This is a genomic window from Streptomyces sp. NPDC058335 (assembly GCF_042723915.1).
Classification (GTDB): domain Bacteria; phylum Actinomycetota; class Actinomycetes; order Streptomycetales; family Streptomycetaceae; genus Streptomyces.
Genome location: NZ_JBHXHX010000008.1, coordinates 363,505 through 388,590, shown reverse-complemented (window position 1 = coordinate 388,590; position 25,086 = coordinate 363,505). Strand labels below are relative to the sequence as shown.

Sequence of the window (25,086 nt, the reverse complement as noted above, 5' to 3'; positions counted from 1 at the left end):
GGCGACCGAGGATCGCAACTAGTCCTGCACCCGCCGTTGACCGCTGTCGCTATCGGATGTCATGAGAAGGCGAAGTAGGCGGCCTCCGAGCCGTATCCGACAAGGAATCCGCAGTCCGTCGCCCTGATGGTGCTTGCCGGGAAGGGCAGGTGGCAGCGGCCCAGTGTGCGTCCGTCGCGGAGGTCCAGAGGTCGGCGGTGTTGTCCTTGCCTGTGGTGACAGCCAGGGGGACGCCGTCCTCGGTGGTGATCGCGGCGAGGGCCCGGCCGGGGAGGTCGGTGAGGGTGTGGAGTTGACGGCCGGTTTCCAGGTTCCAGACGATGGCGGTGCGGTCGTTTGCGGCAGTGACGGCGAGGGGAGTGCCGTCTGAGCTCACGGTGGTTGCGATTGCTTTGATTTCCCGGGTGTGGCCGGTGAGAGTGTGCAGGCGCTCCCCGGATACCGGGTTCCAGACGATGACGGTGCGGTCGCTGCTGCTGGCGGTAACGGCCAGCAGGCCATCCCGCGCAATTGTTGTAGCTACTGCAGTGATTGGGCCGTTGTGGGAGTCGAGGGTGTGCAGGAGTTCGCCGGTCACCGGGTTCCAGACCCTGGCCGTGCGGTCGTAGCTGGCTGTTACAGCCAGGGGAACGCCGTCCTCACCTGTCGCCGTCTTTACGGCCAGGATCCACTCGCCGTGACCAGTGAGGGTGTGCAGGCGTGCGGAGTGGGCGGTGTGGCGCGTGGCCCACGGGGGGACGGGGAGAGATGAGGCGCCGTCGACGCCGATACTTGCGAGGGTTGACGCCAGGTGGGGATGTCGCCAGCTGGCCGCGTCGAGCGCGAGAGGACTGCGGCGGACCTGGGGCTGGTACCGGTCCGGATGGTGGGTGGTGGTGGTGCGGTAGATGTGCGCGCTCAACCGGGCCTGTTCGCTAGCGGCGTGGTGGAGGTGGGGGGTGAGAGTGTCGGGGTCGGCGTGGACGAGGAACGCCCTGAGTCCTCGCTACGAGCGTGATCCCCGCAACTACCTGGCCTTTCTCGGACTCGCCGCCGCCCTGTGCTGCTACAAACGACGCGTCCGCCTCACCACATAGGACAACGGCTCACCACCTCGTCACCGAAGCACGATGGCGCCTCTGGGACCTAGGCCCACCACCCCGCCAGCTCACCGCGCACTGCCCGCACACGCCCGTCTGTTGGCGCTACGACCCCCAGGACCCGGCAGAGCCTCGACAACCGCGACGGCTACCGCGCCTGCAGCGTACGCGCGGATCCCCGCCAGACCGATGAACCGAACGCGAGCACGCCGTCGGCTCGCACAGGTCGTGCACATCCATGCCGACGCCTCGGCGGCTGTCTGGGTGAGACTGTGCAGGCCGGTGTCCAAGGGTTCTGCTCGTCGTTCGATCAGGCCGTCCTGCTGAACGCCACAGGATGGGGTAGCAGGATTCCGGAATGGTCTCCTCCTACGAAAGTGATGGTTGTTCCCATGGCAGAGGCACGAGACGTCGTTGAACTCATTCTCCTGGACCACCGGAAGATGGAAGATCTCTTTCGCCTGATGCGCAGCGTCGAAGCCGACAGGGCTGCCGCGCTGCGGGAATTCTCCGATCTGCTGATTGCGCACGCACTGGCGGAAGAGGCGAAGGTCTATCCCGCCCTCAAGCGCTACAAGAAGATCGACGACGAAGAGGTGGAACACGGCGAGGAGGAGCACGAGGAGGGCAACAAAGCACTCCTGGAACTCCTGGAAGTCGACGAGGTCGGCTCCCAGGAATGGGACGAGAAGTTGGAAGAGCTCGTGCAGGCCGTCACCCACCACGCCGACGAGGAGGAGCGCACCATCCTCAACGGGGCGCGCGAGAACGTGGCCATGGAGCGCCGCAAGGAGCTGGGCGAGGCTTTTTTGGAAGAGCGCGAGCGTCAGCTGAAGGCAGGCTGTGGTTCTGTCGACAACGTGCGCCGCATCGTCGGTTCCTGACCGCAACCCGTGCTCCGCCCCGGGACAGGCGGCGCTGGCAGGACGGCGGCCGTCACCTTCCGGTTCCCGCGCAGTTCCTTTTCGGGTGCAGGGCGACGGCCGTAGGCGGGCCTGGGCCCTGACGGCTGCGACCGACTCGCGCGCGTGACCTGCTGTCTGGCGAGCGGCCGGTGCGGGGTGTCGGGTGGCTGGGGTCCGGTGGTTTGGAGGCGCAGGTTCCACTGCTTCACCGGGCCCCAGCTATGAGGCCCGGTTCCCGGGAAGGTGGTGGTTACACCGTTTGCCCGGAGAGGTGTGCTGATTCGGGACATGCCTGTGGGCCCCGGATCTGTCCGGGGCCCACAGGCATGCTGCTGCTTGGTGGGTTACCAGCGATACCAGCGGCCCTTGCGGCCGCCCGTATCCGCGGAGCGCATGACGAAGCCGAGCAGCCAGACGACCAGCACGATGACGGCGATCCACCACAGTGCCTTCAGCGCGAAGCCCGCGCCGAAGAGGATCAGGGCCAGCAGAAGAACGAGAAGCAGGGGAACCATAGTTATCAACCTCCGTCGCTCTCGTGCCCGGCGAATGTAAAAACACACGGTCGATTTCCCTGGTTTCTCCGCCGTGCTTGCGGGCACTGGACCCAGTTTCTCCACGGTGTTCATCTCACCGCCGGGCTGGTGGGCGGCTGTCGCTTCGGTCGAGATCCGCGCACAGTGGCCGCAGGCACCGCTGCACCTCCCCCGGCCTACGCACAACGCCTCTTCGACACCCGCGACCAGGGCGCCGACGACGGGGAGTTGCGCGGCATCATCGCAGAAGGGTTCAAGGACATCTACTTTCAGGACGGCGGGGTCCGCTCCCTGGGCCTCAGCGACGTCGAGATCAACGACATCGACTATCTCGACCTGGATTTCTGACCTGTGGGAGCGACTGGGATTCCAGGCCCGGCGATTGAGCCGCAGCGCGACAGGTGGCACATAGGGGGCTTGTTGTCACCAAGATCGCAGCAGCGTGTCGGGGGACGACCCCGCTCGGTCTGCTGCGCGAGCTGCGGCTACCGGCGGCAGCGTCCTTCAGCTTGTAGCCGGAGACACTGGTCGGCCGGGATCACCGAGATCAGGCCCTTCCGGTAGGTCGTCCGCCGGCGTCTGCCACCGCGACACCGACCAGTCAAGCTCCGCTGACGCAAGATGCTGCCAGAACGTCCGGGAGCCTCGGACCTGCTCTGTGATCACTACAGTGGCATTCATGCACCGATCACGAATGTACGCGCTGATCGTGGACGCTCCCGAGCGGGAAGCTTCGGCAGCAGCCCGGTTCTGGTCGGCGGCTCTGGGCGTGCCTGCCTGTGTCGACTCGGCAGAGCCCCAGTTCACGTCGCTGGTCGGCGCTGTGGACGGACTGGCTACCGTGATCCAGTCGGTTGCTGATACGCCGCGCATGCACATCGATATCGAAACCGACGACGTTGAGGCCGAAGTCGACCGCCTTCTGGGGCTCGGTGCCACCGAGGTGTCTCGTTGGCTTCAGTGCCATGTGCTGCGGGCACCGGGCGGACACCTGCTGTGTGTCATCCCCGTCCACAGCGATCCGGATCTCTTCGCGGCGACCGCGCGGACCTGGAAGTGACCTGTCCGACGCTCCCTCGTCTGCTGCCTGGTGGAGCTGAAGGGCGCGCTCGTCCGATCGGGAGGAGCCGCAGCCGGTGACAACTGCCGCGCTGTCCGAACGGTGGTGACCAGCAGCGTGCTGACCCGGTGCCAACCACCGTGCCTCGCCGCCGGCGAACGGCAGATGAGCCGCTCTCTTGGGTGACAACCATCCTGCTTCGGCTCATCGATCACCTGGTGGAGGGGATCTGCGCATGCCTGCATCCACGGCCTCCCGTCGCGCCTACCGTGGCGGGCGGTTGATGCGTTCCTCACCTCCGGACGTGAGGACACCGGCTTCGTGGACCTGGAGGAGGTCCGGAGCAGGCGCCGGTGACCGGTGGGCAGCCGTACGCGGTCCGGCTCTCCCGTAGGCTGCGACGGTGCTCGCCGAACTGCCCAAGCATGCCGAAGAGATGGTCTGGGACGTTCTGGACGCCGCGGCAGGGTAGCCGTGGGGCGTCCTACAGTGGGACGCTGGCGACCCCGAGAGCGAAGACGAGCGCATCGCGTCCGTCGGCCGGCTGTCCGTCATCTACTTCGCCAACCGCACCCCACCTGTCCGTGCTGGACATAGTCTGGCTCGGGCCGCGCTCGGCAAGTGCCTGGACGTGGCCTCCGGCGGCCCTCGCTCGTCGGGGAGGAGACCGGTCCACCGGGAACCCTCCCCGCTTCGCAGACATGGGTGAGCCCATGCTGCATGGAGGACGCCGCCGAGCTGCGCCAAGCTCTGCGCGTCGACGGCCGTTGCTTCAAAGGGGGGCCCTGTCGTCTGCTGTGCGGGGCGGCGCGATGCATGTGTGGAGGGCTGCTAGGGCTGGTCGCGGGTTTGTGATCAGGGGGGTGGCGTCGCCTGCTGCTGATCGGCAGGGATCGGCGGGCGGCCCCAGTCCAGGACGTGGAGGCCTGCGCTGTGGACGAGACCAGCGTCGAGTTGGAGGAGCTGGATGGGGGAGTGCCCGTGTCTGCGCAGCCACCTGAGGTGGTGTTGCTGTTCGGCTTGGCTCAGTGTGTGCCAGTGGTCGTGCTGGATGCCGGGGGCAGGGCCGGGGTTCTCGACGGGCCCAAGCGCGCACGAGGGTGGTTTCGTCTGGTGCGTTGTGCAGGGCGAGGAGGGCCCAGGCGGTGTCGTACGCCAGCGTCGGACCGTGTCGGGCCATGAGGCGGCGGGTGCGCAGCTGGCGTACAGGGGCCAGGAGCCAGCGTGCGGTGTGGAGGTTCATGCCGGTGTGCTCCCGGGATTGTGAGGGCGGTGCCGGAGGACGGCGGCGGTGGCCAGGTGGTGGTGGCCGAGGGCCGTGAGGGTCTGGACGAGGGCTTGGGCGAAGACCTCGCGCTGCTGCGGGCGTGCAGGGTGGTGACGAGGTCGTCGGTGAAAGCCGGAATCACCGCGCAGGTCGTCGTCCTGCCCCGCCTGCGGCGCAGGCAGTCCCTTCAGCGCCTGGGCCAGGTCTCCGAGGTCGTTGAAGCGGTCGGGGAACTGGGCCATCCACCACACGCGGCGTAGGCCTGGGTCGGCGAGCATCCGCTGCAGCTGGCCAGGCGGTGCAGCTCCTCGCCGTGCTCGAGGTCTGCTGCCTGATGCCGACGGGCATGTTCCTCGGCCAGGGCGCGGTCTGTGGCCGCGACGCTCAACTCGGCCGTGCCGCTGACCTCCAGCCCGGGTGTGGGCAACCGCCTTGTGCCAGGCAGGCGTTGGTGGTGTCGTGGGCCGCTGCGAGATCCGGAACGGAGTGCCGGCACCGGATTCCCGCGGCCTGCCGGCGCAGGTGCTCACGCGCCGGCATCGCCGGGTCGCCGGTATGCGTCCACTGCCAGCTTCCGGTGATGCGGACGGTGAAGCGCCCACTGCTGATGCGGCTGGCCATCCGCTCGTCGCTCAGCACGAGCGAATGAGCCGTGCCCGCGCCTGTCGCATCCGGTGCGGGCTGGGCCGCGGTCTGCTGCGCCTGCGCAGCAGACTCACGCCGTCACGGTGGCGCCGTCACCGCCGGACCGCGCCACGGCGCTGGGGCTGGCAGGGGAGGCCACCTCGGAGATCAGCTGGGCGAACAGCTGTGCGCGCCGGGGCCGTCCCAGGTCGGATTGTCGGGCGAGCCCACCAGCAGTCTGGAGGGGCCTTCTGGCCCAGATAGCCGCGCAGCACCTGCGCTGCCAGGGGCAGGACCTGGTTGTCCTGGAGCTTGGGCGAGTCCAGCCAGGCCGCCAGATGCCGGTACGCCGCCTGCGCTGCCGTCGCTTGCCCCGGCCGTGATGGTGGTTCTCCTTCCGCAGCCGTGGCCGACCGGAGGGCCGGCCGTCACCGGGAGGCGGTTTGGCGGCCGCGTCCGCCGAGCAAGATCAGGAGGATGCGTTCGGCTCGAACGAGGAAGCGAAGCAGGGGGAGGCGTGTTGTCCCCCGGTCACGAACAGGAGCGCGCCGATTCCCTCGGCGACGCTTGAGGAGGAACCGTGGCCGTCATACCCATGACAGAGATCGACATGTTTGCGACCTCGGACCGGACCACTCGCTACGAGCAGTATCGGCACCTGCGGGAGCTGGGCGGCGTCGTCCGGCTGCGCGAACCGGACGTGTACGCGATCACGCGGTACGACGAGGTGAAAGCCGCGCTCGCCAACCACGACGCCTTCCTCTCGGGCCAGGGCGTGGGATTCGATCCCGATGTCAACCAGATCATGCGGGGCGTTACCCTCGTCAGCGACCCTCCGGAGCACGACGTGCTGCGCTCCGTCGTCGGGGCGGGGCTACGGCCCGGACCCCTGCGGGCGCGCGCCGAGGAGATCGCAGGCAAGGCGCGCGACCTCGTCGCCGAAGTCGTCGCCCGGGGCGAGATTGACGGCGTGACCGAGTTGGCCCAGGCGATGCCGATGCTGGTCATCCCCGACTACCTCGGACTGCCCGAACGCAATCGCGAACATCTCTATGCGTGGGGACAGGTGGGCAACGACCTGCTGGGCCCGGTCTCCGAACGCACCCCGCACAACATGGAGATGACACGGCGTCTGTTCGAGTTCGCCCACGAGCTCGCGGCGAACAGGGAACTCGCGCCCCACAGCCCCGGTGCCGCCATGCTGGAGGCGGCCGATCAGGGCGTCATCGCCAAGGAGAAGTGCCCGCTCCTCCTCGTCGACTTCATCGGGCCGTCGCTGGAGACCACGGCCGCGGCCATCGGCCATCTGCTCGTCCTGTTCGCCGAGCGTCCGGACCAGTGGGCCGCGCTACGCGCCGAGCCCGCTCTGGTGGCCTCGACGATCAACGAACTGCTCCGGCTCGAGACTCCCGTGCGGGGCCTCACCCGCGTCGCGGCGCGGGACACGGAGCTGGGCGGGGTGACGATCCCGCAGGGCGCCCGGGTGTGGGCGCTCTTCGCCTCCGCGAACCGTGACGAGCGGAAGTGGGAACGCGCGGACGAGTTCGACCTCCGCCGCAATCCCCTCGACCATCTCGGGTTCGGACACGGCGCGCACAACTGCGTCGGCCAGGGCGTCGCCCGCATGGAGTTGCACGCCCTGATCCACGTGCTGCTCGAGTCCGTGGAGCGTTTCGAGTTCACCGGCGATCCGGTGATCGCGCAGAACACGATCCTGAACACGTACGCCGAGGTTCCCGTCCGACTCGTCGCGAGCAAGGCGATGTGACGGGCGGCTTTGCCGCTGTGGGTGGGGCGAGCCCGGGGGAGGCGCCTGTCCGAGACCCCTCCCCGGAAGACGGGTCCGGCGCGAGGATCCGTTCAGCGGATGTGGCCCACGCGAGCCGGCTCGGAGGACGTAGGCGTCGCACAGGCCTCGCACGGCGGGCGGCACGGGCGACCGGTGAGACCATCCGCTCGTCGTGCTGGTCGACGCCCCGATGGGGGCCGCCGCCTTCGCACCGCTGGCCGAACTGCTCGCCCCTGACCACACCGTGCTCACCACCGACCCACGCGGCATCGATCGCAGCGAACTCGACGACCCCGAACAGGAATGGACACCGCTGCTGCGCGCCGAGGGGAGCCGGGTTCGCCGTCTGCTGGTTCCCCCTGCTCGCCCCGCTCCCCGCCCCAGCCCTCCTCACCCTGGCGATGCTGCCAGGGAGTCTTGTTCGTCCCCCTGCTGACCGTGGCCAGCCTGACCGTCACCTCACTCGCGCCGCCGGGGACGTCGACCGAAGCGATCGGCTGGATGTCCAGCGCGATGCGGCTGGGGCTGGCCGGCGGCACCGCCCTCGCAGGCCCGCTCGGCGGCCACTAGCATCACCGACTCTCACCATTACCGACCCCAAGCCCAGAGATCACAGCAGAATCCAGCCCGATGAGGCCTCCTCCTGCCGGGTGGCTCATGTGAGAAGTGATGCGGGCGCGGGGGCGAGGCGTGGTCCGAGCAGGAGGGCGGAGCCGAGGGCGGCCAGTAGCGGTATGGCGAAGTGCGGCCGCCATCCCTACCCGGTGCCGCGTGTACGAGGAAGCGCAGCAGCCGACCTCGACTAGAAAGGCCCGACCGCAGACACAGTGTGACGACACCGCCCCCGGACCAGGCCGACAACCCCGCCGACAGCCGCCCGTGCGCTCGTAGGATCCGCCCGTAAACCGCAGGTCACCACGCCACTGCGGCCGTGGTCGGCAGCCCGACATCACCTCTACGCCCCCCAGTCCACGCCCCACAGCAGGAAGAAAGAGAAGGGTGGGGGCGGGGCAGGGCCCAGGCGTCGGGCGAGGGGATCGGGGCGCGTTTTCAGCTGGTTGCGCGCCGGGCGGGCCACCGCGCCCATGCCGCCGTCAGTGCGGCGTTGACATGTGGGGGACGTCGGCGGGGGAGAGTCGGGGTGGGCATGATGGAAGCGTGTGGGGTGGCGCCACCGGCCGGCAGCGTCGCGGGCGGCGTCGACGCCGACCTCCACGGCCAGTTCGGGTCGCGTACTGCGCCCGCCGCGCACCCGACGTCACCGGCGACTGGCTGTACTTCCAGTGGCCCAGGGCCGACATGAGCACGCGGTGCGGCAGCGGTGGCAGCCGCAGGTCCGCAAGGGCTGGCAGCGGCAGGGCGCGACCGCGGGATCACGGTGGACACGAGGGCCCGGTTCGGGTGCACCGCGCCGGTCGGCACGACCGACGACGGACGGTTCCGGCGACTCACCGTGCACCTTCCCCGGCGTGCGCGCAGCGCCTGTTTGACGCCCGCGATCAGGGCGCCAGCGACCAGCAGATGCGTGACATCGTCGCTGAAGGACTTGCAGGAGATCTGTCCCCGAGGACCGATAACACCAGCCCCTTGACCTGGGACCTCGAGTTGGCGGCAACTCGATCCTCCCCTGGTCTGCGGGTGGGGAGGCGACCTGACGGAGATGCTGCAACGCGCAGTGTCCCGCACCATTCCCATTGCTGCCGCCTGGGAATGGGGCGGGCTCGACTACCTCCTGGATGACCAGGATCGGTTCAAGAACAGTGACCTGCCAGCGCCTACATCCACCGTCGAATCCGAAGGGCCCGGTGGAAGCGTGGAGTCTGGCGAATACGTGGTGGACTGGGGGACTTGGCGAAGTCACTGATGAAGCACCACGCCGACGAAACAGATCGAAGGATGACTCGGCAAGATCCAGGATGCAGTGAAGTCCCTGTCAGACAGCTACAGCTGGCCAGCGCCCCTGCCATTCGGACCGAGCACGAGCACAGGAGAGACCTGATACGGCAGCAGAGGGAAGCAGGCAGCAACAACGGCCGACCGCCAGTTCCCCCCTCAGTCCGCCGCGGCCGACGGGTGAGGCAGTCGGCTCAGAATGTCCGCGTACAGCCGTTGCGGGTGCAGAACCCCCCGGCCAGCGGGGTGACGTTCTCGTCGTACATCGCGATGTAGACCCGCTGGACGCCGCCCGGCAGCGCGATCCTCAGCGGTTCACTGAAGGACTGGTTCGGCCCGCCCGCGTACGCCCACGGGCTGCAGATGGCCTTGGTCTCCACGTTGCCGTTCGCCCCCCAGAAGCAGACCATACGGGCGCCGCTCGCCGCGTGGACGGTGCCGGACACGCTGGCGGTGTACCCGTCGGTGAAGTGGATCGTTCCGGTCGTGGTGCTGTTGCCGTAGCCCATGCCAAAGGGCATGTTCACGGCGTTCGCGGTGGCTTGCGCCGGGGCGGCGAAACCGATGGCCGCCATCACGGCCACAACCATCGCCATCAGGGGCTTGCGCATGACTCTTCCTCTCCGTCGGACGAAATTGGAGCGAACAGGAGCTTCCGTCGTGCTACTCGTGACCGGCCGTGAACATGCGATCTCCAGGATGGGACGAGCCGGTTGCGGCTTCACATTCTGGGCGGGTCGACCACCTGCGGCCTACCTCTTAAGTCACGGCTTAAAAGGGGCGGAACGGCAGGCGTGGCGCAGCGACGTCCAGCTGCCGCAGCCGGGCAGGCGGTGACGGGGCGGCTCGCCGCAGGCAGCTCGGCGCGAGTGTCCGCTGGCACCCGGGCAGGGCGGCACTACGCTCACCGGACTGACGCCGCGGCGCCCTCGGGCCTCAGGGTTCCGTCAGGACGCCGGTGCGCAGCAGAGCCAGGCCGAGGGGAGTGATGAGGTGCAGCACGGACCCGCCTCGGCGGCTGGTGGTGATGAGGTCCGTGTTCCGCAGCACGGTGGCGTGCTGACTGGCCGCCGCGGCGGTGACGTTGAGGCGGCGGGCCAGTTCACTCGTCGTGCAGCCTTCTGCTGTCACGTGCAGAGCGGCAGCTCGCGTGCGGCCGAGCAAAGACTCCAGGTTCCGCACGGCGCAGCCGTCTGTGTCCGCCGGTCCGGTACCGGTCAGCGGCCGGCGCAGAGCCGGAACGGTCAGCCGGGGTGGCTGGGCGGTATCGAGCGGGTCCCACAGCAAGCTCACCGGGAGCTTCGCGAAGACTGTGGGCGTGATGATCAGCCCCCTTCCCTGTAGACGCACTTCGACTCGCCGCGGGTAGGGAGCCTCGAGCACCGGCGGACGCCAGCGCACCAGCGGTGCGCAGATCGAACGCAGCAGCAGATCGATGCCTCCCTCCAACATCAGGTTCGCGCAACGGGTGGTCAGCGCGACCAGGTCGGACCGCCCCTGGCGCCAGTAGGGCTCCACGGTCAGCCGATGGCAGGCCCGCACGGCCTCGGCGAGCTCCCGCCGCGCGTCGCGGTCACCCTCGGACACCCGTCTGGCCCATGGCACGTGCCCTGGGCGGAAGTCGAGCCCCTCGAACTCGCGCCGCAGCCGAGACACCGGGGCGTGCAGCAGGTTGTCCACGGCGTGGTCCACGGAGGGCACATCACCCATCAGGGCCAGCAGATCAAGCCCGGGACCGCGCACCGGAATCAGGGACGTCAGGGGGCGCGTGTCGGCTCCCAACCGGCCCGCGACCGCTGACCGCCACGAGCGGAGAAGAGGAAGCTCCTGGCTCTCTCTCAGCAACTCCAGGCTGTAGTAGACCTCCGCTGCGACGCCGATCGTTGCGGCCACCCGTGTCCGGGCGAGGTCTTCCGCCGTGAAGTGAATGCGTAACACCTACCGGCCTCCTGCCACCGAAGTAGAGCGCGTGAGCACATGCCAGCATGCCCCAAACCGTTTTTCTGAACCGGCGTTGAGGGGGAGGCCGCCCCTTCATCAGGAGGGGTGGAAGCCGCAGCAGATTGTGGGCGGGGCAGTACCAGCTCGGTGCGCTACCGACGGACAGCCGGTCTTGCGGCACTCTTCGACGCCGTCTTCGCCGAGACGGTCCCCCTCACCGGCGACGACCTTCCCGGTTATGCCGTCCGGCTCTACGACGCCTACCTCGTCCGCCCTGAACTGGTCCGCCTGGCCACCTGGGCCCGACTGGAACGGACCCCCACCGGCGACCTCTACCACTTCATGCCGGGCCACTGTGCACAGAAGATCCAGTCGATCGCCGACGCCCAAGCCAGGGGCCTCGTCGATCCCGGCATCGCGCCGGCCGACGTGCTAGCCATCGTCACCACCATGGCGATGACCTGGTCACCGGCGAGCCCTATGTACACCGCACACAAGGACGAACGCGAAGCCGCCCACAAGGCACGCCGCACCGCACTCGCGCTGACCGTCCAGCGCGCCGACCCCTTGTGCTGAGCTGGTTGAAGCAGCGTTCGACGATGTTGCGTCGACGGTAGGTGCCCCGGTCGAGGACGGACGGCCCGCCGCCGCGACTCTCGCGGTTGCGGCGGTGTCCCTCACTCGGTCCCGCTTCTCGGAGATGGAGGGCGACGTCACGCTGACGCAATGTTGTGATCGTTTATCACCCAGCAGGTCTTTGTTCGTTCGTGTTGTGAAACTTCGCTTTTCGTGACCGTACGCCCCCGTTGACGCGTTCGTGACAGGACCCTACCTTCCAGGGGAAAGCGCTTGCCCAATCGCTCGGTCGCCTTCGAGCAGCTCAGTCGACTGAAAAGGCGCGTTCAAGTCGTGATCAGCAATCCCTTTAGAAAGAGCTATCTCATGCGATTATCCAGAAGCTCAGCGTGTCGGCCCGGGCTGGTCGCCGCTGTGCAGATCGGCTTCTCCCGGACCTCGGCCTCTTCTGGCTCTGCCTCCGCGCGCCGTCCGCCTCTTCCGTCGCCCACCCCTCCGCGACGTCGGACGACGGCTTCGCCCCTCTCCCGTGTGCCTTCCGGCATCGACGCCGGAGGCGTTTCCTTCCGCAGCGTCAACAACCCTGCCCCCGTGGGGTCCAGCGGCGGCCTGTGTCACCTGGGTGCGCATGACGACATTCCCGTCGAAGGCAGCCGTCCCATCGAGACCGGGGTCCGGTCGGTGAGCCGCACACGTACTGCCCCTGCACCACGCACCGGGCGGCCGAGTCCCCGGCCGCCGTTCCGGCCGGTGCCGGCCCTGGGTAGATCTGAGGAGCAGAAGCGATGACGACAGAACGCCCCTCCCTCACCCGTCGCGGCCTGCTCGCGGGCACCACCGCCGCCGTGGCCGTCGCCGCGCTGCCGGCCACGGGAACGGCGAGCCACGCGCGGGCGGCCGCGCCCGCCGCGGCGCGGCGGACACGAGCAGCCGCTGCCGCGTCGAGTGCCGACGGTTTCGCGGGCGTCCCCGCGCTGGGCCTGTCCGGCACCACCGGCGGAGCCGGCGGCCCGGTGGTCACCGTCACCGACGCCGACACGTTCCTGGACTACTGCGACCGCAACGAGCCCTACGTCATTCAAGTCTCGGGAACCCTGCGCATCAGCAGCAAGCAGGGCGTGCGGTCGAACAAGACCATCGTCGGGCTGGGCACCGACGCGGAGATCACCGGCGGTGGCCTGGACATGTACCGCAGACAGAACGTGATCATCAAGAACCTGCGGTTCACCGGCGCCGACGACGACTCCCTCAGCATCCAGCAGTCCTCGCACCACATCTGGATCGACCACTGCACCTTCAGCACAGGCGCGGACGGTCTGATCGACATCGTGCGCGGCGCCGACTACATCACCGTTTCCTGGAACCACTTCCGCGACCACAGCAAGACCATGCTGATCGGCCACTCGGACGCCAACGGCAGCCAGGACCGGGGCAGGCTGCGGGTCAGTTTCCACCACAACTTCTTCGACGGCACGGCCCAGCGCCATCCGCGCGTCCGCTTCGGCGAACCCGTGCACGTCTACAACAACTACTACCGGAACAACACCCTTTACGGCGTGGCGTCGACCGAGGACGCGGGGGTGCTGGTGGAGGGCAACTACTTCGAGAACGTCGCCCACCCGATCTACTCGGGCTACGACGAGAGCGGACCCGGCCGGGTGGTGGAACGGAACAACGTCTACGTGAACTGCGGAGACCCCGAGACGCTCGGCACGGTCGTTGAGCCACGCACCTTCTACCCCTACACCCTCGACGCCCCTGCGAACCTCCCCGCGATCGTTCCCGCCGGCGCCGGCGCCGGCCGGATCTGAAGGAGACCTCGGTGTCAGAAGTCCGTCCCATCACCCGCCGCGGCCTGCTCATGGGGACCGCCGCCACCACGGCTTCCGCCGCTCTGCTGACCGTGGGAGTGGCCCCCGGTGCCCGGGCCTCGATCGCCTCAGCACCCGCCGCGGACACCACTGCACACCGGCTCGTCGCTCTGGCGGCACAGCGTGCCGACGGCTTCGCCGGTGTCAGCGCGCTCGGCCTGACCGGCACCACGGGCGGTGCCGCCGGGCCCACCGTGACCGTGACCACCGGCGCCCAGCTCGCCGACTACGTGGGCCGCAACTCCCCCTACACCGTCCTGGTCTCCGGCCGCATCGAGATCGACGGCATGATCACGGTGGTGGCCGACAAGTCGGTCCTCGGCGTCGGCTCCACCGCCGAGATCACCGGCGGAGGTCTCCAGCTCGGTTCCACGACCCGGCCCGGCAACAACGTCATCATCCGCAACATCCGCTTCACCCACGCCTCCGACGACTCCGTGAGCGTCACCAACCGCGCCCACCATGTGTGGATCGACCACTGCGACTTCTCCCAGGGGTACGACGGACTGCTCGACATCAAGCGGGAGTCGGACTACGTCACCGTCTCCTGGAACCACTTCCACGACCACAGCAAGACGTGCCTGCTCGGTCACAACGACAACTACACGGCCGACCGGGGCAAACTGCGCGTGACGTACCACCACAACTTCTTCGACGGCACCGACCAGCGCCACCCGCGCGTCCGGTTCGCCGAGCCGGTGCACGTCTACAACAACTACTACCGCGACAACCGGCTCTACGGTGTGGCGTCGACCGAGGACGCGGGGGTGCTGGTGGAGGGCAACTACTTCGAGAACGTCGCCCACCCGATCTACTTTGGCTACGACGACAGCGGTCCGGGCCGGGTGGTCGAGCGGAACAACCTGTACGTCAACTCCGGGGCGCCGCAGACGCTGGGCACGGTGATCGAGCCGCGCACCTTCTACGCGTACACCCTCGACGCCCCGTCGACCGTCCCCACCACCGTCCCGGCCGGCGTGGGTGTCGGCAGGATCGGCTGAAACCCAGGAGGCTCACGATGCACCGCAAAGGCACGCTCCTCGTCACCGCCCTGGCCGCGCTGACCGCGACGGCCGCCGCTCCCTCACCTGCCCCCGCCTCCCCGCCCGTACTGGCGGAGTCGGCGCCCACCGGGTTCGCGAGTGTCACCGCATGGGGCCAGAACGGCACGACCGGCGGCGCGGGCGGTCCGACCGTGACCGTCTCCAGCGCCGCCGACCTCATCGCCGCCGTCAAAGCCGAGGGGCCGAGAGTCGTCCGCGTCAACGGCATGATCACGCTGCCCTCCGGCATGTACGACGTCAGCTCCGACAAGACGATCGTCGGTGTCGGCGCGGGTTCCGGTATCTCCGGCGGCGGCCTGAACATCGGCCTCCCCGCGAGCGACAGCGTCACGTCCCCACCCGTGAACGCCGTGCACAACGTCATCGTCCGGAACCTGACGTTCAAGAACGCCAGCGACGATTCCATCAACATCCAGATGTTCTCGCACCATGTCTGGATCGACCACAACGACCTGTCCGCAGGCTACGACGGGCTGCTCGACATCAAGCGGGGCTCCAGCTACATCACCGTCTCCTGGAATCACACCCATCACCACGCCAAGAACATGCTCCTGGGCCACTCCGACAAGAACGGCGCCCAGGACATCGGCCGACTGAAGGTGACCTACCACCACAACTGGTACGACCGCACCCCGCAGCGCAATCCGCGCACCCGCTTCGGAGACCCGGTGCACATCTACAACAACTACTTCCTCGACAACAGCGACACCGGCCCGGCCTGCAACGCCGACTCCGGCTGCTTCGTCGAGGGTAACTACTTCGACGACGTCGAAGAGCCCATGACCAACAGCTATTCGGGGCCGGAGGGCAACATCGTCGAACGGAACAACGTGTTCGTCGGTGACACCGGAGAACCGGTCACGGGCGGCAGCGTCGAGGACCCGGCGGACTACTACGACTACACAGTCGACGACCCGCAGACCGTCAAGGACGTCGTGATGCGGGGCGCGGGCCCGGGCACCGTCGCCCTCTAGTCTTCCGAGTCAGGAATTCTGTTCAGATAGCCGGCGAGACGTTCGAGGATCTCGTCTGCGGTCGGGGCGCAGTACGCCTCGAAGGAGTTCGCCCAGGTTTGCGAGGACCTCGGTGTGATCAGATCGCGCGGCGCGGTGGGCACCAGCGCGGACAGCGCCCCCGCGGAATCGCTGAACGCATCCCTGAAACGGGAGACGCTGCAGGGAAAGAAGCGGTGGAACGGGGCGCGCGAGGCCCGGCTCGCGGTCTTCCGCTGGGCGACCCGCCACAACACCCGAAGAAGCCACTCCCGCCTCGGCCAGATCAGCCCGATCGCCTTCGAGCAACGATCAACCACGCTGGCCACTGCCGCATGACAACCGGTGTCCACGATCAAGGGTCAAGGCCCGCAGGCTCACTGTCACCGTGGCCGAGGGTGCATGCATTGGACTTGACCAGCTGAATACCGATGCCACCGAAGCCGGTTGAGGCAGCCAGGGGTTGTCAGTGTCTGGTGGCAGGATCACTTGCATGGTTTTCGTACGCACGACTCCGCCGCGGCCCGTGGACGTGACCGCGGTCTTTCCCGAGCTGGCGCCGTTGGCGCGTCCTGCGATTCGGCTGCACCCTCGTCCCGGGTCGCCTTCGGTCGGGGAGAGCTCGGTCGGGGGACCGTTGCTGTGGCCGACTGAGGAGCCGTGGCCGCACTGCGAAGCCTCGCACCTGCACCGTGACAGTGGGTTTCGCCAGTCGCCGGCCGAAGTGCGACTCATGAGGCGCATGCGGGCCCGGTGGCACGGTGATCACGGTGGTCCTGGGATAACGCCCGAGGAGGAGACGATCAAGGAGCGGAACGCCGCGATGCTCGCGGAGCGACGCGACGCCGGCCCTCCGTTGCCCGCGGACTGCCCGGTCCCCATGCTGCCCGTGGCCCAACTGTATCTACGCGACGTACATCTGCTTCGGCCGCCCGGACAGGCCGATCTGCTCCAGGTTCTCTGGTGTCCTTACGACCACGATCCGGATTACAAGCCGTCGACCGCGCTGTTCTGGCGGTCCGCCGCCGCGGTCGTCGACATCCTCGCCACACCGCCGGAGCCGTACGAGGTGAACTATGAGGGTTATGTGCCGGATCCGTGCGGGCTGGCACCGGAAGCAATCACCGAGTACCCCGACAGCCTCGATCTGAGCCCGCAGATGCGGCTGATGGTGGAGGACTGGAGCAGGTGGCAGGCAGCCGGCGCCGACGTGGACAGCTCCTACGCGGACTGTCCGCGGGACTTCTATGACATCCATCTGGCAGACGCGCCCGGATGGAAGGTCGGCGGCTGGCCTCCATGGGGCCGCACCGACCCCAACCCCCGATACTGCACTGTCTGTGATGCACAGATGGTCCCGCTGCTGACCATCGCCTCCTTCGAATGGGACGGCGGTGACGCACACGGCTGGGCACCTTGCGAAGACCAGGACGCCGCCAACGCCGCCAACACCGTCGGTCATTGCTGTGGCCAGAGCCCCTCGCAGCCGACCAAGGTCGAAGTCGGCAGCACCGACAACATGCAGATCTACGTTTGTCCGACCTCTCCCGAGCATCCGCACACCGACCTGATCCAATGAGCCATCGGGCCTGTCACACACCCTTCGCAGTCGGTGGCAGAGATGCCGCCGCGTCAGGGTGTGTGACAAGCCGTTTGCCTCACTGGTGCCAGCCGGACCGCTTCGACCAGTCCCCATCACCACGTCATCCGGCCATGCCGGTGACAAGTACCGGACCTCGGCACAACGCCGACGCCAGCCCGTCCCCCGACCAGTGGCCACGCTGAAAACGCTCACTGAGCCACATCGGAACTGCTCGTCCGGCGGTTCCAGCGACCCCGGGGCAGGCCAAAGTGGTCCAAGGGTGACAGCCATCACGGTGCCGTCGTCGCCGAAGGAAACGGGACCCCACAGCGGGGCCGTGGTGCTGGTCGGGTAGGTGTCGCGTAGCTCGTACGCCCGGTTCCGGTATGCCTTCACCTGTCCTTTGGCCAGCAGGTCGTACGACCAACGGCCGTCGTTCGATGCTGTGGCGCGTCATCAGCCGGGCCTGGTGTGCGCCCGGACCAGGTGACCCTCAAGGCCCCTGTTGCGGCGGTGTGTGCCGTATCACGACCCCAAAGTTGGCCCAAGTTGTCTGCATCACAGCGGAAATGTCCCATTGGCGTCCATGCTCGACAGGGACAGCGGCTCCCGAAGTGGAGCCCGACGTGATGGGCGCGAGGTTCCGAAGTGGCCCATGACGCAGCCTTCGTGACGTTCCTCCTTGTTCCGCTGGAAAGGTGCCCATCATGGCCGCTTACCTCTGTCCTCCTGCCGTGATACATGGCGAGCACGCCGTGGAGACCAGCCAGATCGTGGCGGAGGTGCGCGACCGGCACCCGCACGCCGCGTGGGCCCCGCGGATCGACGGCATCGCGGCCAGTACGGGCATCGAGACCCGCGGGTGGATGCTGCCGCTGGAGACCGCCGCCGCGCCCGGCGACGGCGGCGCCCTACAGGGTGTCGGCATCGGGCCCGCCCAAAAGGCGCTGGTACGCGGCGGGTTCACCCAGCAGGACGTGGACCGCGTGATCGCCGCCCTCGAGGCGATACCCGCGCCGCAGACCGTCCAGGAGCGCACCGCGCCGGCCTGGGAGGCTGTGCAGTCGTACGGGGAGCGTGCGGCGCGCGGGGCCCTGCAGATCGCCGGCCTGGACGCCGCGGACGTCGACTGCCTGATCACCAGTCACTCCACCACACCGGCGCTGCCGGGTCTGGACATCGCCCTGGCCAACAGGCTCTCGCTCCGCAACGACGCGATGCTGCTGCCGGCCACGCAGTGGGCCTGTGTCGCGGGGACCCGCTCCCTGGCCCTGGCGGCGGATCTCGTGGCCGCGGACCCCGAACGAGTGGTCCTGGTCGTGATCGCGGAGGCGCTGAGCACGACCTACCAGCCCGCGGACGACACCCTCGAGTCCCTGATCGTCCGGTTGCTGTTCGCGGACACCGCGGTCGCCGCGGTGGTCACGGGCCGCCCGACGCGCGAGTCGGTGCTGCGACTGGACGCCGCCTGGCACCACACCCTGCCCGGCACCCACGACCTGCACCGCCTGGAAACGCGCGCGGACGGCACCCACTTCGTGATGGACCGGCGTGGGCCGCGCGCGGTGCAGGAGACGGTCACCGCCATGTGGGAGTGGCTGCGCGTCCGTTATCAGGACGACCCCGACTCCTGGCACCCCGACGTGCTGCTCGCGCACCCCGGCGGTACCCGGGTGCTGGAGTACATGGAACAGACGATGCCCGACGCATGGCCGTCGGGGCTGCTGGACTACAGCCGGGACAGCTACACCAGCGGCAACCGCGGAGGCGCCGCCGTGTTCGACATCCTGAGGCGGGCGTACGACGCCGGGCAGAAGCCGGGCGATCGCGCCGTTCTGTACGCGGCGGCGCCGGGCCTCACCGCCACCGCCCTGGAAGGGGAGTGGCTGTAGCGGGAGCGCGGGCCGTCCGTACCAGCGAACGGGCCGCCCGCATCGCCGGTACCGCTGAGGGCGCCGTACGTACCCGTCGGCTGACGCGCACGACGCCCCGACCCTCACCGCACTCGCGTACGCCGGCCGCGGCCCCGCCCCGCAGCCGCGTCACCTGGCGACGTGCGCCCAGACCACCTTGCCGGTGTCCGTCCACCGCACTCCCCACCGGGTGGTGAGCCTGTGCAGGATGTGCAGGCCGCGCCCGCCGTCGTCGAGGAGGCCGCCCCGGCTCAGACGCGGCCTGCCGTTCCCGGTGTCGCCCACCTCGCACAGCAGGCCGTGACCGGTCCTGATCAGTCGTACCGTGATGGGACCGGCGGCAAAGCGCACCGCGTTCGTGACCAGCTCGCTGACCAGCAGCGGCACGTCGTCCAGGGTGCGGCCCGTGGTGTGCCACTGCCGCAGCAGCGCGGAGGCGTGCGCGCGGGCACGGGCGGGCGCGTCGTCGCGGGCGGGCAGCCGCCAGGTCGCGGTGTCCTCCTTGCGGTAGCCGATCAGGCGCGCGAGCAGCAGGGTCACGTCGTCGTGCTGGCGCACGGGCGCCAGCACGGAGACGACGTGCCGTGCGGCCTGCTGCAGGGCGTCCCAGGGGTGCACCGTGGACACGGCATCCGCCAGCCTGCTGATGCCCTCGTCGATCGACAGGCTCCGGTCCTCCACCAGACCATCGGTGTAGAGGGCGAGCAGGGAGCCCGGGGGCGCGTCGAACGTGTGCACGTCGAACGGCTCCCGCAGCGCGAACTCGGCGCCCAGGCCGGGGTGAGGGCGGACCGCGAGCGGGCCCGCGTGCCCGTCCGCAAGCACCAGGATCGGGGGAAGGTGACCGGCGCTGGAGAGCGTCAGGTGGTGGCTGACCGGGTCGTAGAGGGCGATGCAGCAGGTGGAGCCGAGGGCGCTGTAGCCGGCAGCCAGCCCGGACTCCGCGTCGTCCAGCAGCGTCACGGTCTCGTCCAGGTGCTCCAGCACCTCGTCGGGGGCCAGCCCCGCGGACAGCAGCGCGCGGGCCTCCATGCTCAGCTGGCCCATGGCTGCCGCGGCTCCCAGGCCGTGCCCGACGACGTCACCGACCACCAGCGCGGTACGGCCGTCCGGCAGCGGAAAGCTGTTCACCCAGTCGCCGCCGACGCCCGCGCTGTCGGGGGTGGCGGGCTGGTAGACGCTGGCGATCTCGAGGGTGTCGCCGCCGCTCCGGGGCAGCAGCCGGCGCTGCAACGCCAGCACCTGCGTGTGCTCGCGCTGATGCTGACGGGCCAGGTCGACGTGATGGGCGGTCCTGGCCACCAGTTCCTGGAGGTCGAACAACTCGCTGTCGCGGAAGGGGCGGTCCGCCCGCCGCCAGACCTCCGCCACGCCCAGCACGACGGGTGGCGCGCCGTCCAGGACCAGGGGTATGCACGCCACACTCGCCGACCGGTCGCCGGGCACCAGAGCACGGATCACCCGCGGACTGCCGAGCAGCCGCTCGACCGCCTCCCGGTCGGGTACGACGATGGCCTGCGGGGCGTCGTCCCGCCGTACCGCCTGTGCCAGCAGGCGACTCGCGTCGCTCGGAAGGTCGTCGCCCGGAGTCACGTAGCCCGCGGGCCACGCCCGGTCCGGCACCAGGGCTGCCCGCCGTAGCCGGATGCGCCCCTGCGCCCGTTCGGTGACTCCCTCGCCCGTCCACACGGCGAAGTCGAGGTCGACGGCGGCCACGTCTCCCCACGCCAGCAGGGACTCCGCCAGCGACTGCGCGGTCTCGCCGATGTCCAGCGAGGTGCCGATCGCGGTCTCGGCGGCGTACAGATGCAGCCTCCTGGCCATGGCGATCAGGGAGACGGTCAGGCCCTCCTGCGGCGCCGCGGCCGGCAGGATGCTCATCGAGACCACCAGCTCCGACCCGTCGCCGCGCCGCAGTCGCTGGATCCGGGCGACGTGCGCCTCACCGATCTCCAGTACCTGTCGCAACCGCCGTGTGACCGTCGGTACGTCGCCGGGGGGCAGGAGATCGGCGAAGGCACTCCCGGCCACGGCGTCCAGACCCGCGAACACGGGGGCGTCCAGATTTGCGCGGGTGATGCGCAGATTCCTGTCCAGGTTGACCACGCCCAGAATCTGGTCCTGCCGGTCGGCCGCCGGGTTGTCGGGTCCGCCCCGGCCGGTGGTGCGGTCGCCCCGTGCGTCGGCCGGACCGGCGCCCGCTGCCGCTCCGCCGTGCGGGACGTAGCGCCCCAGGGCGCTGCTGACCAGGTCGAACGGCGAAGAGGACGAGGGGGAGGGCGTGGAGTCCATGCGGCTCTCTCAGCAATCCCCGGCGCAGCGCCGGGGCCGTACTCGGACCCGTGCGACGGGGCCCCGAGCTCCCTGACCGCACACCCCATTGAATAACACCAGGGGTCGCTTCGCCCACACCAGCGGATCGCGCGGTGAACGCCGACGGTGAGGAAATGCCGCGGCCGGTGGGGGCCGCGCTCACCTTGCCGGTGTCGAGGTCTGTGCGGGCGGCCCCGTCCAAGGGGCAGGTGGCCAGTCGGCCGCAGGGCCAGTGCGCTACGCGGAGTGACCACGCTCGGCGCCTGTCACAGATCCGCCGCCGGCCAGACGTGCCGGCAGCCCCACGCGGTGTGACGGCGGCGCTCGTGTGGTCGCGGTGGCGTGGGCCCGGTGGGTGCTCTCGTGGATCGGCGCGTTCTCCGGCCTACTGGCTGTCTGGCTGACCGACCCGCTGGAGCGGCACGTGATCAACATCCTGCACCGGGAGGGCGACACCCATGGCGCGCACACGGACGACTACCCCCTGGCCCTGGTCCTGTTCACCGAAGCACCCGGCGACCCCGCGGATGGCGGCCTGCTGCAGTTCACTCCTCGCTCCCACGATCTGAACGGCCTGGAGACCGCCGCCGCGCGCCACGCGCACCACCGGCCGGGCGACGGCTACCTCCTGCGCGCGGCCACCACGGCTCATCGGGTCACCCCCCTGCGCCGGCCCGGTCTGCGCCGCGCCGTCATGAACTTCGCCTACACCATGCCGGACCGGCAGCAGGCCAGCCAGGACACCGTCCTCGCGACGACCGACGGTGTCGGCCGAGCCGTCGGCGGAGCCACCTGCGCAGGAGGTCGTAGTCGTATCCCTTGTCGGCATGGAGCTCGGTCGGGCACCCCGGCGAGGGCCGCGGCCCGAGCGGGCGGGCGGGACGCCGCGCACGCGCGGATCCAGGCCGAGGCCGTCGTGCATGTCGGCGCCCTTTCGATCCGCACCCGCCGGGCCGGACAACGGTGGCAGCTGTCCGCCCCAGCCGCCACGAAACGGTGTCGGCCGGTCAGAGGCCGGGCATGCAACGAGTGGTCAAGGCGGTGATGACGAGGGGGGCAACCGATGACGTCGCATCTCGGAGCGGGGGCGCTGGTCCTGTTCTGCTACGTCGATGTCATCGCGGTTCTCGCGATCGGAGACTGGATCTCGCATGTCGGTCTCCTTCTCCTCTACGGCGGCCCGATCGCTTTCGTCGCCGGGTTCTCAGCCTCAGCTCTGCATGACGCCCACCTGCGGAACGCGAAGCGCGACGCGGGCCGATAGGCACTTCCGGGGCCGGCTCGGGGCACGCTGTGCGCCATGGTGAGGGCGCAGACGCCGTCCACACACCGGCGCTCCAGGCGGCCGCGGGAGATGGTCTGCGCCAGGCCGACCATCCAACAGGCGGGGCAGCCGCGGAAGGCGACCAGGGCCAACGGGGCCGCCAGCAGGGTGGCCGGGCCGACGACGGGCACCAGGGCGATCGAGCCGATGATCAGCCCGAAGCCGATGGCGCCGCGCGCCAGGTGGCGCGGAACGGAGCTGCTGGCGAAGTTCCTCCCGGGCGCCGCGGAGTGTGCCGTGGGCCGGGCCTCCGCGGGCTTCACCATGCTGACGGTGTTCACGGTCGAGGGTCCCCTCCGCCTGGTTGGCCGATGGCACGGTCAGGTGATCTGTCGGGCGCTGCAAGTGAGTGACGCAATGCCGCGCGTGCTCTGTGCAGTCGCGATTTCATGGCGGCGTCGCTCAGACCGAGCGAACGGGCGACGGTCTTGCCGGGCAGGCCCTGTATGTCCCGCATGATCAGGACGTCCCGTTGGTCACGGGGGAGGGCACCGACCGCAGCCGCGATCCGCGCAGCCTCCAGCCTGTGCAGCACCGCGTCCTCGGCGGACCGTTCCGCGGACGCCTCCGGTTCGGCCGACGCCTCGTCGCTCCGTGAGACGAGCAGCCGTACCTGCCGGAGGCATTCGTTGCGCACGATCCGGAACATCCATGAGGCAAGCGCACCGGTGGCCCGCAAGGTGCCGATCTTCCGGTAGAGGATGATCAGCGCCTCCTGCGCCGCGTCCTCCGCGTCCTGCCGCGAGGCACACAGCGAAAGGGCGAACTTGCGCACGTGAGGCTGCGATTCCGTGACCACCGTGGTGAGCGAAGTGACGTCGCCGTCCTGAGCTGCCCTGATCAGCCGCTCGTCCGGCCAGGATGACCGCTGGTTCATGTGCCGCCCATCTCCTGAAGGCGCCCCGCGCGGGCGCTGGTCAGCCTCGGCTCCTGTAGCGCCGCATCAGGTGCCGGCTGCACGCGCCCACGAGCAGGGCTCCGATCACTACGAGGCCGGTGACCATCATTGGTGTTTCCTCCCGGTTCCGCCGGCCCGTTCGGCCGGTACACGGATAAGAGGCGGCGAGGTCCGGGGAGGATTCACCTCCGGCCGGGGTTTCTTCGAACCGTGCACAGCCCCGCTCGGGGCTGGTTGCGGAAGGAACAGGAGGGGGAGCGAGGGTGATCCCCCGTCAGTCGCGGGCACGAGTGTCGGGCGTCACTCCGTCGGCGTGCCGAGCCGAAGCCGGTTGCCGTCAGGTTCGCGCAGCTCACGCTCACGCGCCCATGGAGCGTCACGCACCTGCACGCCGAACTCGGAGGCGATGGCGTCGACATCACGCATGCGGAGGTGGAGCAGCGGCGTGGGCCGTCTGCCGGCGCTTCCTGTCTGCGGTCGTGCGCCACTGGGTCGGTGACATTCCGTAGGCCTTGCGGAAGGCACGGTTGAAGTGGGAGGGGCTGGTGAATCCCCAACGGGCGGCCACCGCGGAGATCGTGAGGTGGGCCGCGCCGGGACGGGCCAGCTCGGCGCTGCATCCTTCGAGCCGTCGTTGGCGTACCCAGCCGATGACCGTGGTGCCCTGCGCGTGGAAGAGCTTGTGCAGGTAGCGCAGCGAGATGTGGTGCTCGTCGGCGATCATCCGGGGAGAGAGTTCGGGCTCACCGATGCGGGTCTCGATGGAGGCCTTGATCCGGTCGAGGATTGTTTCCGCCCCTGACACGGACACGGCACGCGGGTCCGTGTCCAACAGTTCTTCGGCCAGAGTGGAGAGAAGATCCGCGAGGGTGCGGGCGAGCCTCTCGCGCACGAGTGGCGAGGCGGTGCCGATCTCCCGCGCCAGCCCGGACAGGAGCGGCAGTATCAGCGCGGTCGGCCCGTCGGGTGTCTCGCCGATGGCCCTCGCGGTGAGGCGGCGTACCTCCGGCTCGCCCAGCCTCAGCATCGGACGGGGAACCATCAGGACACGAGCCCGATGAGGCTCCGGCAGGACAAGGGTGAACGGTCGGCTCGCGTCGTAGAAGGCCAGGACTCCAGGCGCCAGCCGCGCGGAGCGGCCGTCCTGGGACAGGACGGCCGACCCCTCCAGCTGGATGCGGGCGAAGATGTACGCGCGGCCGTCCGTCGCCGCGCCCTGTGGGGTCCGGACGACCTTCACCGGGTCGGACTGCTCGGTCGCGACCTGAAGCGATCCCAGCCGGTCCGCCCTGAGGAACCCCTGCCAGGACCCCGTGTCCTCGCGGACGCCGAGATCCAGTTCGACGTAGGCCTTCGAAAGTGCCTGCTTCCAGGCCGTCATCCTGTCCGCGGGCCTGACTGTCTCCGTGGACAGGATCGTGTGCGGCACATCAGCCGTCAGCGGCGCGTTGCTCGGCAT

21 protein-coding genes and 5 pseudogenes are annotated in these 25,086 nt (G+C 69.3%); 15 read left to right on the top strand and 11 right to left on the bottom strand.

Annotation, left to right across the window (positions count from 1 at the left end; all coding sequences use genetic code 11):
* Nucleotides 1-49: 49 nt before the first annotated feature.
* Nucleotides 50-901 (bottom strand): WD40 repeat domain-containing protein, encoded by an 852-nt coding sequence (locus ACFWJX_RS18525; RefSeq protein ID WP_383243877.1) that lies wholly within the window; start codon nucleotides 899-901, stop codon nucleotides 50-52.
* 73 nt (nucleotides 902-974) lie between these two features.
* Here ACFWJX_RS18525 and ACFWJX_RS18520 point away from each other — a divergent pair.
* Together ACFWJX_RS18520 and ACFWJX_RS18515 are read left to right on the top strand one after the other, a co-directional pair.
* Nucleotides 975-1,076: pseudogene (locus ACFWJX_RS18520) on the top strand (IS5/IS1182 family transposase); the annotation flags it as partial.
* 395 nt (nucleotides 1,077-1,471) lie between these two features.
* On the top strand, nucleotides 1,472-1,963 hold the full coding sequence (locus ACFWJX_RS18515) for a hemerythrin domain-containing protein (RefSeq protein WP_383243874.1): 492 nt from the start codon (nucleotides 1,472-1,474) through the stop codon (nucleotides 1,961-1,963).
* Between the two features lie 365 nt (nucleotides 1,964-2,328).
* Here ACFWJX_RS18515 and ACFWJX_RS18510 read toward each other — a convergent pair whose 3' ends face one another.
* Nucleotides 2,329-2,499, bottom strand: a complete 171-nt coding sequence (locus tag ACFWJX_RS18510; RefSeq protein WP_030933194.1) for a DUF5670 family protein — start codon at nucleotides 2,497-2,499, stop codon at nucleotides 2,329-2,331.
* 189 nt (nucleotides 2,500-2,688) lie between these two features.
* Here ACFWJX_RS18510 and ACFWJX_RS18505 point away from each other — a divergent pair.
* The 6 genes and pseudogenes from ACFWJX_RS18505 to tpg all read left to right on the top strand — a co-directional run.
* Nucleotides 2,689-2,868 (top strand): annotated as a pseudogene (locus ACFWJX_RS18505) (XRE family transcriptional regulator); the annotation flags it as partial.
* 346 nt (nucleotides 2,869-3,214) lie between these two features.
* Entirely contained in the window at nucleotides 3,215-3,580 is a 366-nt protein-coding gene (locus ACFWJX_RS18500; protein ID WP_383243871.1) for a VOC family protein, read from the top strand.
* 1,272 nt (nucleotides 3,581-4,852) lie between these two features.
* On the top strand, nucleotides 4,853-5,107 hold the full coding sequence (locus ACFWJX_RS18495; RefSeq protein ID WP_383243868.1) for a hypothetical protein: 255 nt from the start codon (nucleotides 4,853-4,855) through the stop codon (nucleotides 5,105-5,107).
* Between the two features lie 944 nt (nucleotides 5,108-6,051).
* Complete coding sequence (locus ACFWJX_RS18490) at nucleotides 6,052-7,239, top strand: cytochrome P450 (protein WP_383243865.1); 1,188 nt, start codon at nucleotides 6,052-6,054, stop codon at nucleotides 7,237-7,239.
* A gap of 438 nt (nucleotides 7,240-7,677) precedes the next feature.
* Nucleotides 7,678-7,830, top strand: coding sequence for a hypothetical protein (locus ACFWJX_RS18485; protein WP_383243862.1), 153 nt, complete (start codon nucleotides 7,678-7,680; stop codon nucleotides 7,828-7,830).
* Nucleotides 7,831-8,555: 725 nt separating this feature from the next.
* Nucleotides 8,556-8,805, top strand: a pseudogene (gene tpg / locus ACFWJX_RS18480) (telomere-protecting terminal protein Tpg); the annotation flags it as partial.
* 542 nt (nucleotides 8,806-9,347) lie between these two features.
* Here the strand turns inward: tpg and ACFWJX_RS18475 are convergent.
* Nucleotides 9,348-9,764, bottom strand: a complete 417-nt coding sequence (locus ACFWJX_RS18475; RefSeq protein WP_383243859.1) for a hypothetical protein — start codon at nucleotides 9,762-9,764, stop codon at nucleotides 9,348-9,350.
* Between the two features lie 325 nt (nucleotides 9,765-10,089).
* On the bottom strand, nucleotides 10,090-11,046 hold the full coding sequence (locus tag ACFWJX_RS18470) for an ArsR/SmtB family transcription factor (RefSeq protein ID WP_383243856.1): 957 nt from the start codon (nucleotides 11,044-11,046) through the stop codon (nucleotides 10,090-10,092).
* A gap of 195 nt (nucleotides 11,047-11,241) precedes the next feature.
* On the opposite strand from ACFWJX_RS18470, the gene ACFWJX_RS18465 reads away from it, so the two are divergent.
* The 7 genes and pseudogenes from ACFWJX_RS18465 to ACFWJX_RS18435 all read left to right on the top strand — a co-directional run bounded on the left by ACFWJX_RS18465 (nucleotide 11,242) and on the right by ACFWJX_RS18435 (nucleotide 19,071).
* Nucleotides 11,242-11,670 carry a hypothetical protein gene (locus ACFWJX_RS18465; protein ID WP_383243853.1) on the top strand — a complete coding sequence of 143 codons (429 nt, stop codon included), beginning with the start codon at nucleotides 11,242-11,244 and terminating at the stop codon, nucleotides 11,668-11,670.
* A 785-nt stretch (nucleotides 11,671-12,455) separates the two neighbouring features.
* Nucleotides 12,456-13,481, top strand: coding sequence for a polysaccharide lyase family 1 protein (locus tag ACFWJX_RS18460; RefSeq protein ID WP_383243850.1), 1,026 nt, complete (start codon nucleotides 12,456-12,458; stop codon nucleotides 13,479-13,481).
* 11 nt (nucleotides 13,482-13,492) lie between these two features.
* Nucleotides 13,493-14,542: a polysaccharide lyase family 1 protein gene (locus tag ACFWJX_RS18455; RefSeq protein WP_383243847.1), complete on the top strand. Its 1,050-nt coding sequence runs from the start codon at nucleotides 13,493-13,495 to the stop codon at nucleotides 14,540-14,542.
* Between the two features lie 17 nt (nucleotides 14,543-14,559).
* Nucleotides 14,560-15,579: a polysaccharide lyase family 1 protein gene (locus ACFWJX_RS18450; protein WP_383243844.1), complete on the top strand. Its 1,020-nt coding sequence runs from the start codon at nucleotides 14,560-14,562 to the stop codon at nucleotides 15,577-15,579.
* Between the two features lie 63 nt (nucleotides 15,580-15,642).
* Nucleotides 15,643-15,936: pseudogene (locus ACFWJX_RS18445) on the top strand (integrase core domain-containing protein); the annotation flags it as partial.
* Nucleotides 15,937-16,090: 154 nt separating this feature from the next.
* Nucleotides 16,091-17,176, top strand: coding sequence for a hypothetical protein (locus ACFWJX_RS18440; RefSeq protein ID WP_383243841.1), 1,086 nt, complete (start codon nucleotides 16,091-16,093; stop codon nucleotides 17,174-17,176).
* Nucleotides 17,177-17,886: 710 nt separating this feature from the next.
* On the top strand, nucleotides 17,887-19,071 hold the full coding sequence (locus ACFWJX_RS18435) for a type III polyketide synthase (RefSeq protein WP_383243838.1): 1,185 nt from the start codon (nucleotides 17,887-17,889) through the stop codon (nucleotides 19,069-19,071).
* 150 nt (nucleotides 19,072-19,221) lie between these two features.
* Here ACFWJX_RS18435 and ACFWJX_RS18430 read toward each other — a convergent pair whose 3' ends face one another.
* From ACFWJX_RS18430 to ACFWJX_RS18400, 7 genes and pseudogenes are all read right to left on the bottom strand, one after another.
* The gene (locus tag ACFWJX_RS18430) at nucleotides 19,222-21,384 is read right to left on the bottom strand and encodes a SpoIIE family protein phosphatase (RefSeq protein ID WP_383243835.1); all 2,163 of its coding nucleotides are present in this window, start codon (nucleotides 21,382-21,384) and stop codon (nucleotides 19,222-19,224) included.
* 406 nt (nucleotides 21,385-21,790) lie between these two features.
* Nucleotides 21,791-22,057: a hypothetical protein gene (locus ACFWJX_RS18425; RefSeq protein WP_383243832.1), complete on the bottom strand. Its 267-nt coding sequence runs from the start codon at nucleotides 22,055-22,057 to the stop codon at nucleotides 21,791-21,793.
* A 68-nt stretch (nucleotides 22,058-22,125) separates the two neighbouring features.
* Nucleotides 22,126-22,357: pseudogene (locus ACFWJX_RS18420) on the bottom strand (IS5/IS1182 family transposase); the annotation flags it as partial.
* A gap of 218 nt (nucleotides 22,358-22,575) precedes the next feature.
* Entirely contained in the window at nucleotides 22,576-22,995 is a 420-nt protein-coding gene (locus tag ACFWJX_RS18415) for a hypothetical protein (protein ID WP_383244033.1), read from the bottom strand.
* Nucleotides 22,996-23,006: 11 nt separating this feature from the next.
* Entirely contained in the window at nucleotides 23,007-23,606 is a 600-nt protein-coding gene (locus ACFWJX_RS18410) for an RNA polymerase sigma factor (RefSeq protein WP_383243830.1), read from the bottom strand.
* Nucleotides 23,607-23,927: 321 nt separating this feature from the next.
* Complete coding sequence (locus ACFWJX_RS18405; protein ID WP_383243827.1) at nucleotides 23,928-24,053, bottom strand: hypothetical protein; 126 nt, start codon at nucleotides 24,051-24,053, stop codon at nucleotides 23,928-23,930.
* On the bottom strand, nucleotides 24,046-25,086 hold the full coding sequence (locus tag ACFWJX_RS18400) for a helix-turn-helix domain-containing protein (RefSeq protein ID WP_383243824.1): 1,041 nt from the start codon (nucleotides 25,084-25,086) through the stop codon (nucleotides 24,046-24,048). Before ACFWJX_RS18400 ends, ACFWJX_RS18405 begins: the two co-directional genes overlap by 8 nt.

Bases quoted from the DNA above. Each gene is read 5' to 3' on its own strand.
- ACFWJX_RS18410 (WP_383243830.1), bottom strand. From the start codon at position 23,606: ATGAACCAGCGGTCATCCTGGCCGGACGAGCGGCTGATCAGGGCAGCT.
- ACFWJX_RS18435 (WP_383243838.1), top strand. From the start codon at position 17,887: ATGGCCGCTTACCTCTGTCCTCCTGCCGTGATACATGGCGAGCACGCC.
- ACFWJX_RS18510 (WP_030933194.1), bottom strand. From the start codon at position 2,499: ATGGTTCCCCTGCTTCTCGTTCTTCTGCTGGCCCTGATCCTCTTCGGC.
- ACFWJX_RS18460 (WP_383243850.1), top strand. From the start codon at position 12,456: ATGACGACAGAACGCCCCTCCCTCACCCGTCGCGGCCTGCTCGCGGGC.
- ACFWJX_RS18405 (WP_383243827.1), bottom strand. From the start codon at position 24,053: ATGCGTGATGTCGACGCCATCGCCTCCGAGTTCGGCGTGCAGGTGCGT.
- ACFWJX_RS18515 (WP_383243874.1), top strand. From the start codon at position 1,472: ATGGCAGAGGCACGAGACGTCGTTGAACTCATTCTCCTGGACCACCGG.
- ACFWJX_RS18440 (WP_383243841.1), top strand. From the start codon at position 16,091: ATGGTTTTCGTACGCACGACTCCGCCGCGGCCCGTGGACGTGACCGCG.
- ACFWJX_RS18425 (WP_383243832.1), bottom strand. From the start codon at position 22,057: ATGAGCCGTGGTGGCCGCGCGCAGGAGGTAGCCGTCGCCCGGCCGGTG.
- ACFWJX_RS18415 (WP_383244033.1), bottom strand. From the start codon at position 22,995: ATGGTGAAGCCCGCGGAGGCCCGGCCCACGGCACACTCCGCGGCGCCC.
- ACFWJX_RS18400 (WP_383243824.1), bottom strand. From the start codon at position 25,086: ATGCCGAGCAACGCGCCGCTGACGGCTGATGTGCCGCACACGATCCTG.
- ACFWJX_RS18430 (WP_383243835.1), bottom strand. From the start codon at position 21,384: ATGGACTCCACGCCCTCCCCCTCGTCCTCTTCGCCGTTCGACCTGGTC.
- ACFWJX_RS18500 (WP_383243871.1), top strand. From the start codon at position 3,215: ATGTACGCGCTGATCGTGGACGCTCCCGAGCGGGAAGCTTCGGCAGCA.
- ACFWJX_RS18475 (WP_383243859.1), bottom strand. From the start codon at position 9,764: ATGCGCAAGCCCCTGATGGCGATGGTTGTGGCCGTGATGGCGGCCATC.
- ACFWJX_RS18450 (WP_383243844.1), top strand. From the start codon at position 14,560: ATGCACCGCAAAGGCACGCTCCTCGTCACCGCCCTGGCCGCGCTGACC.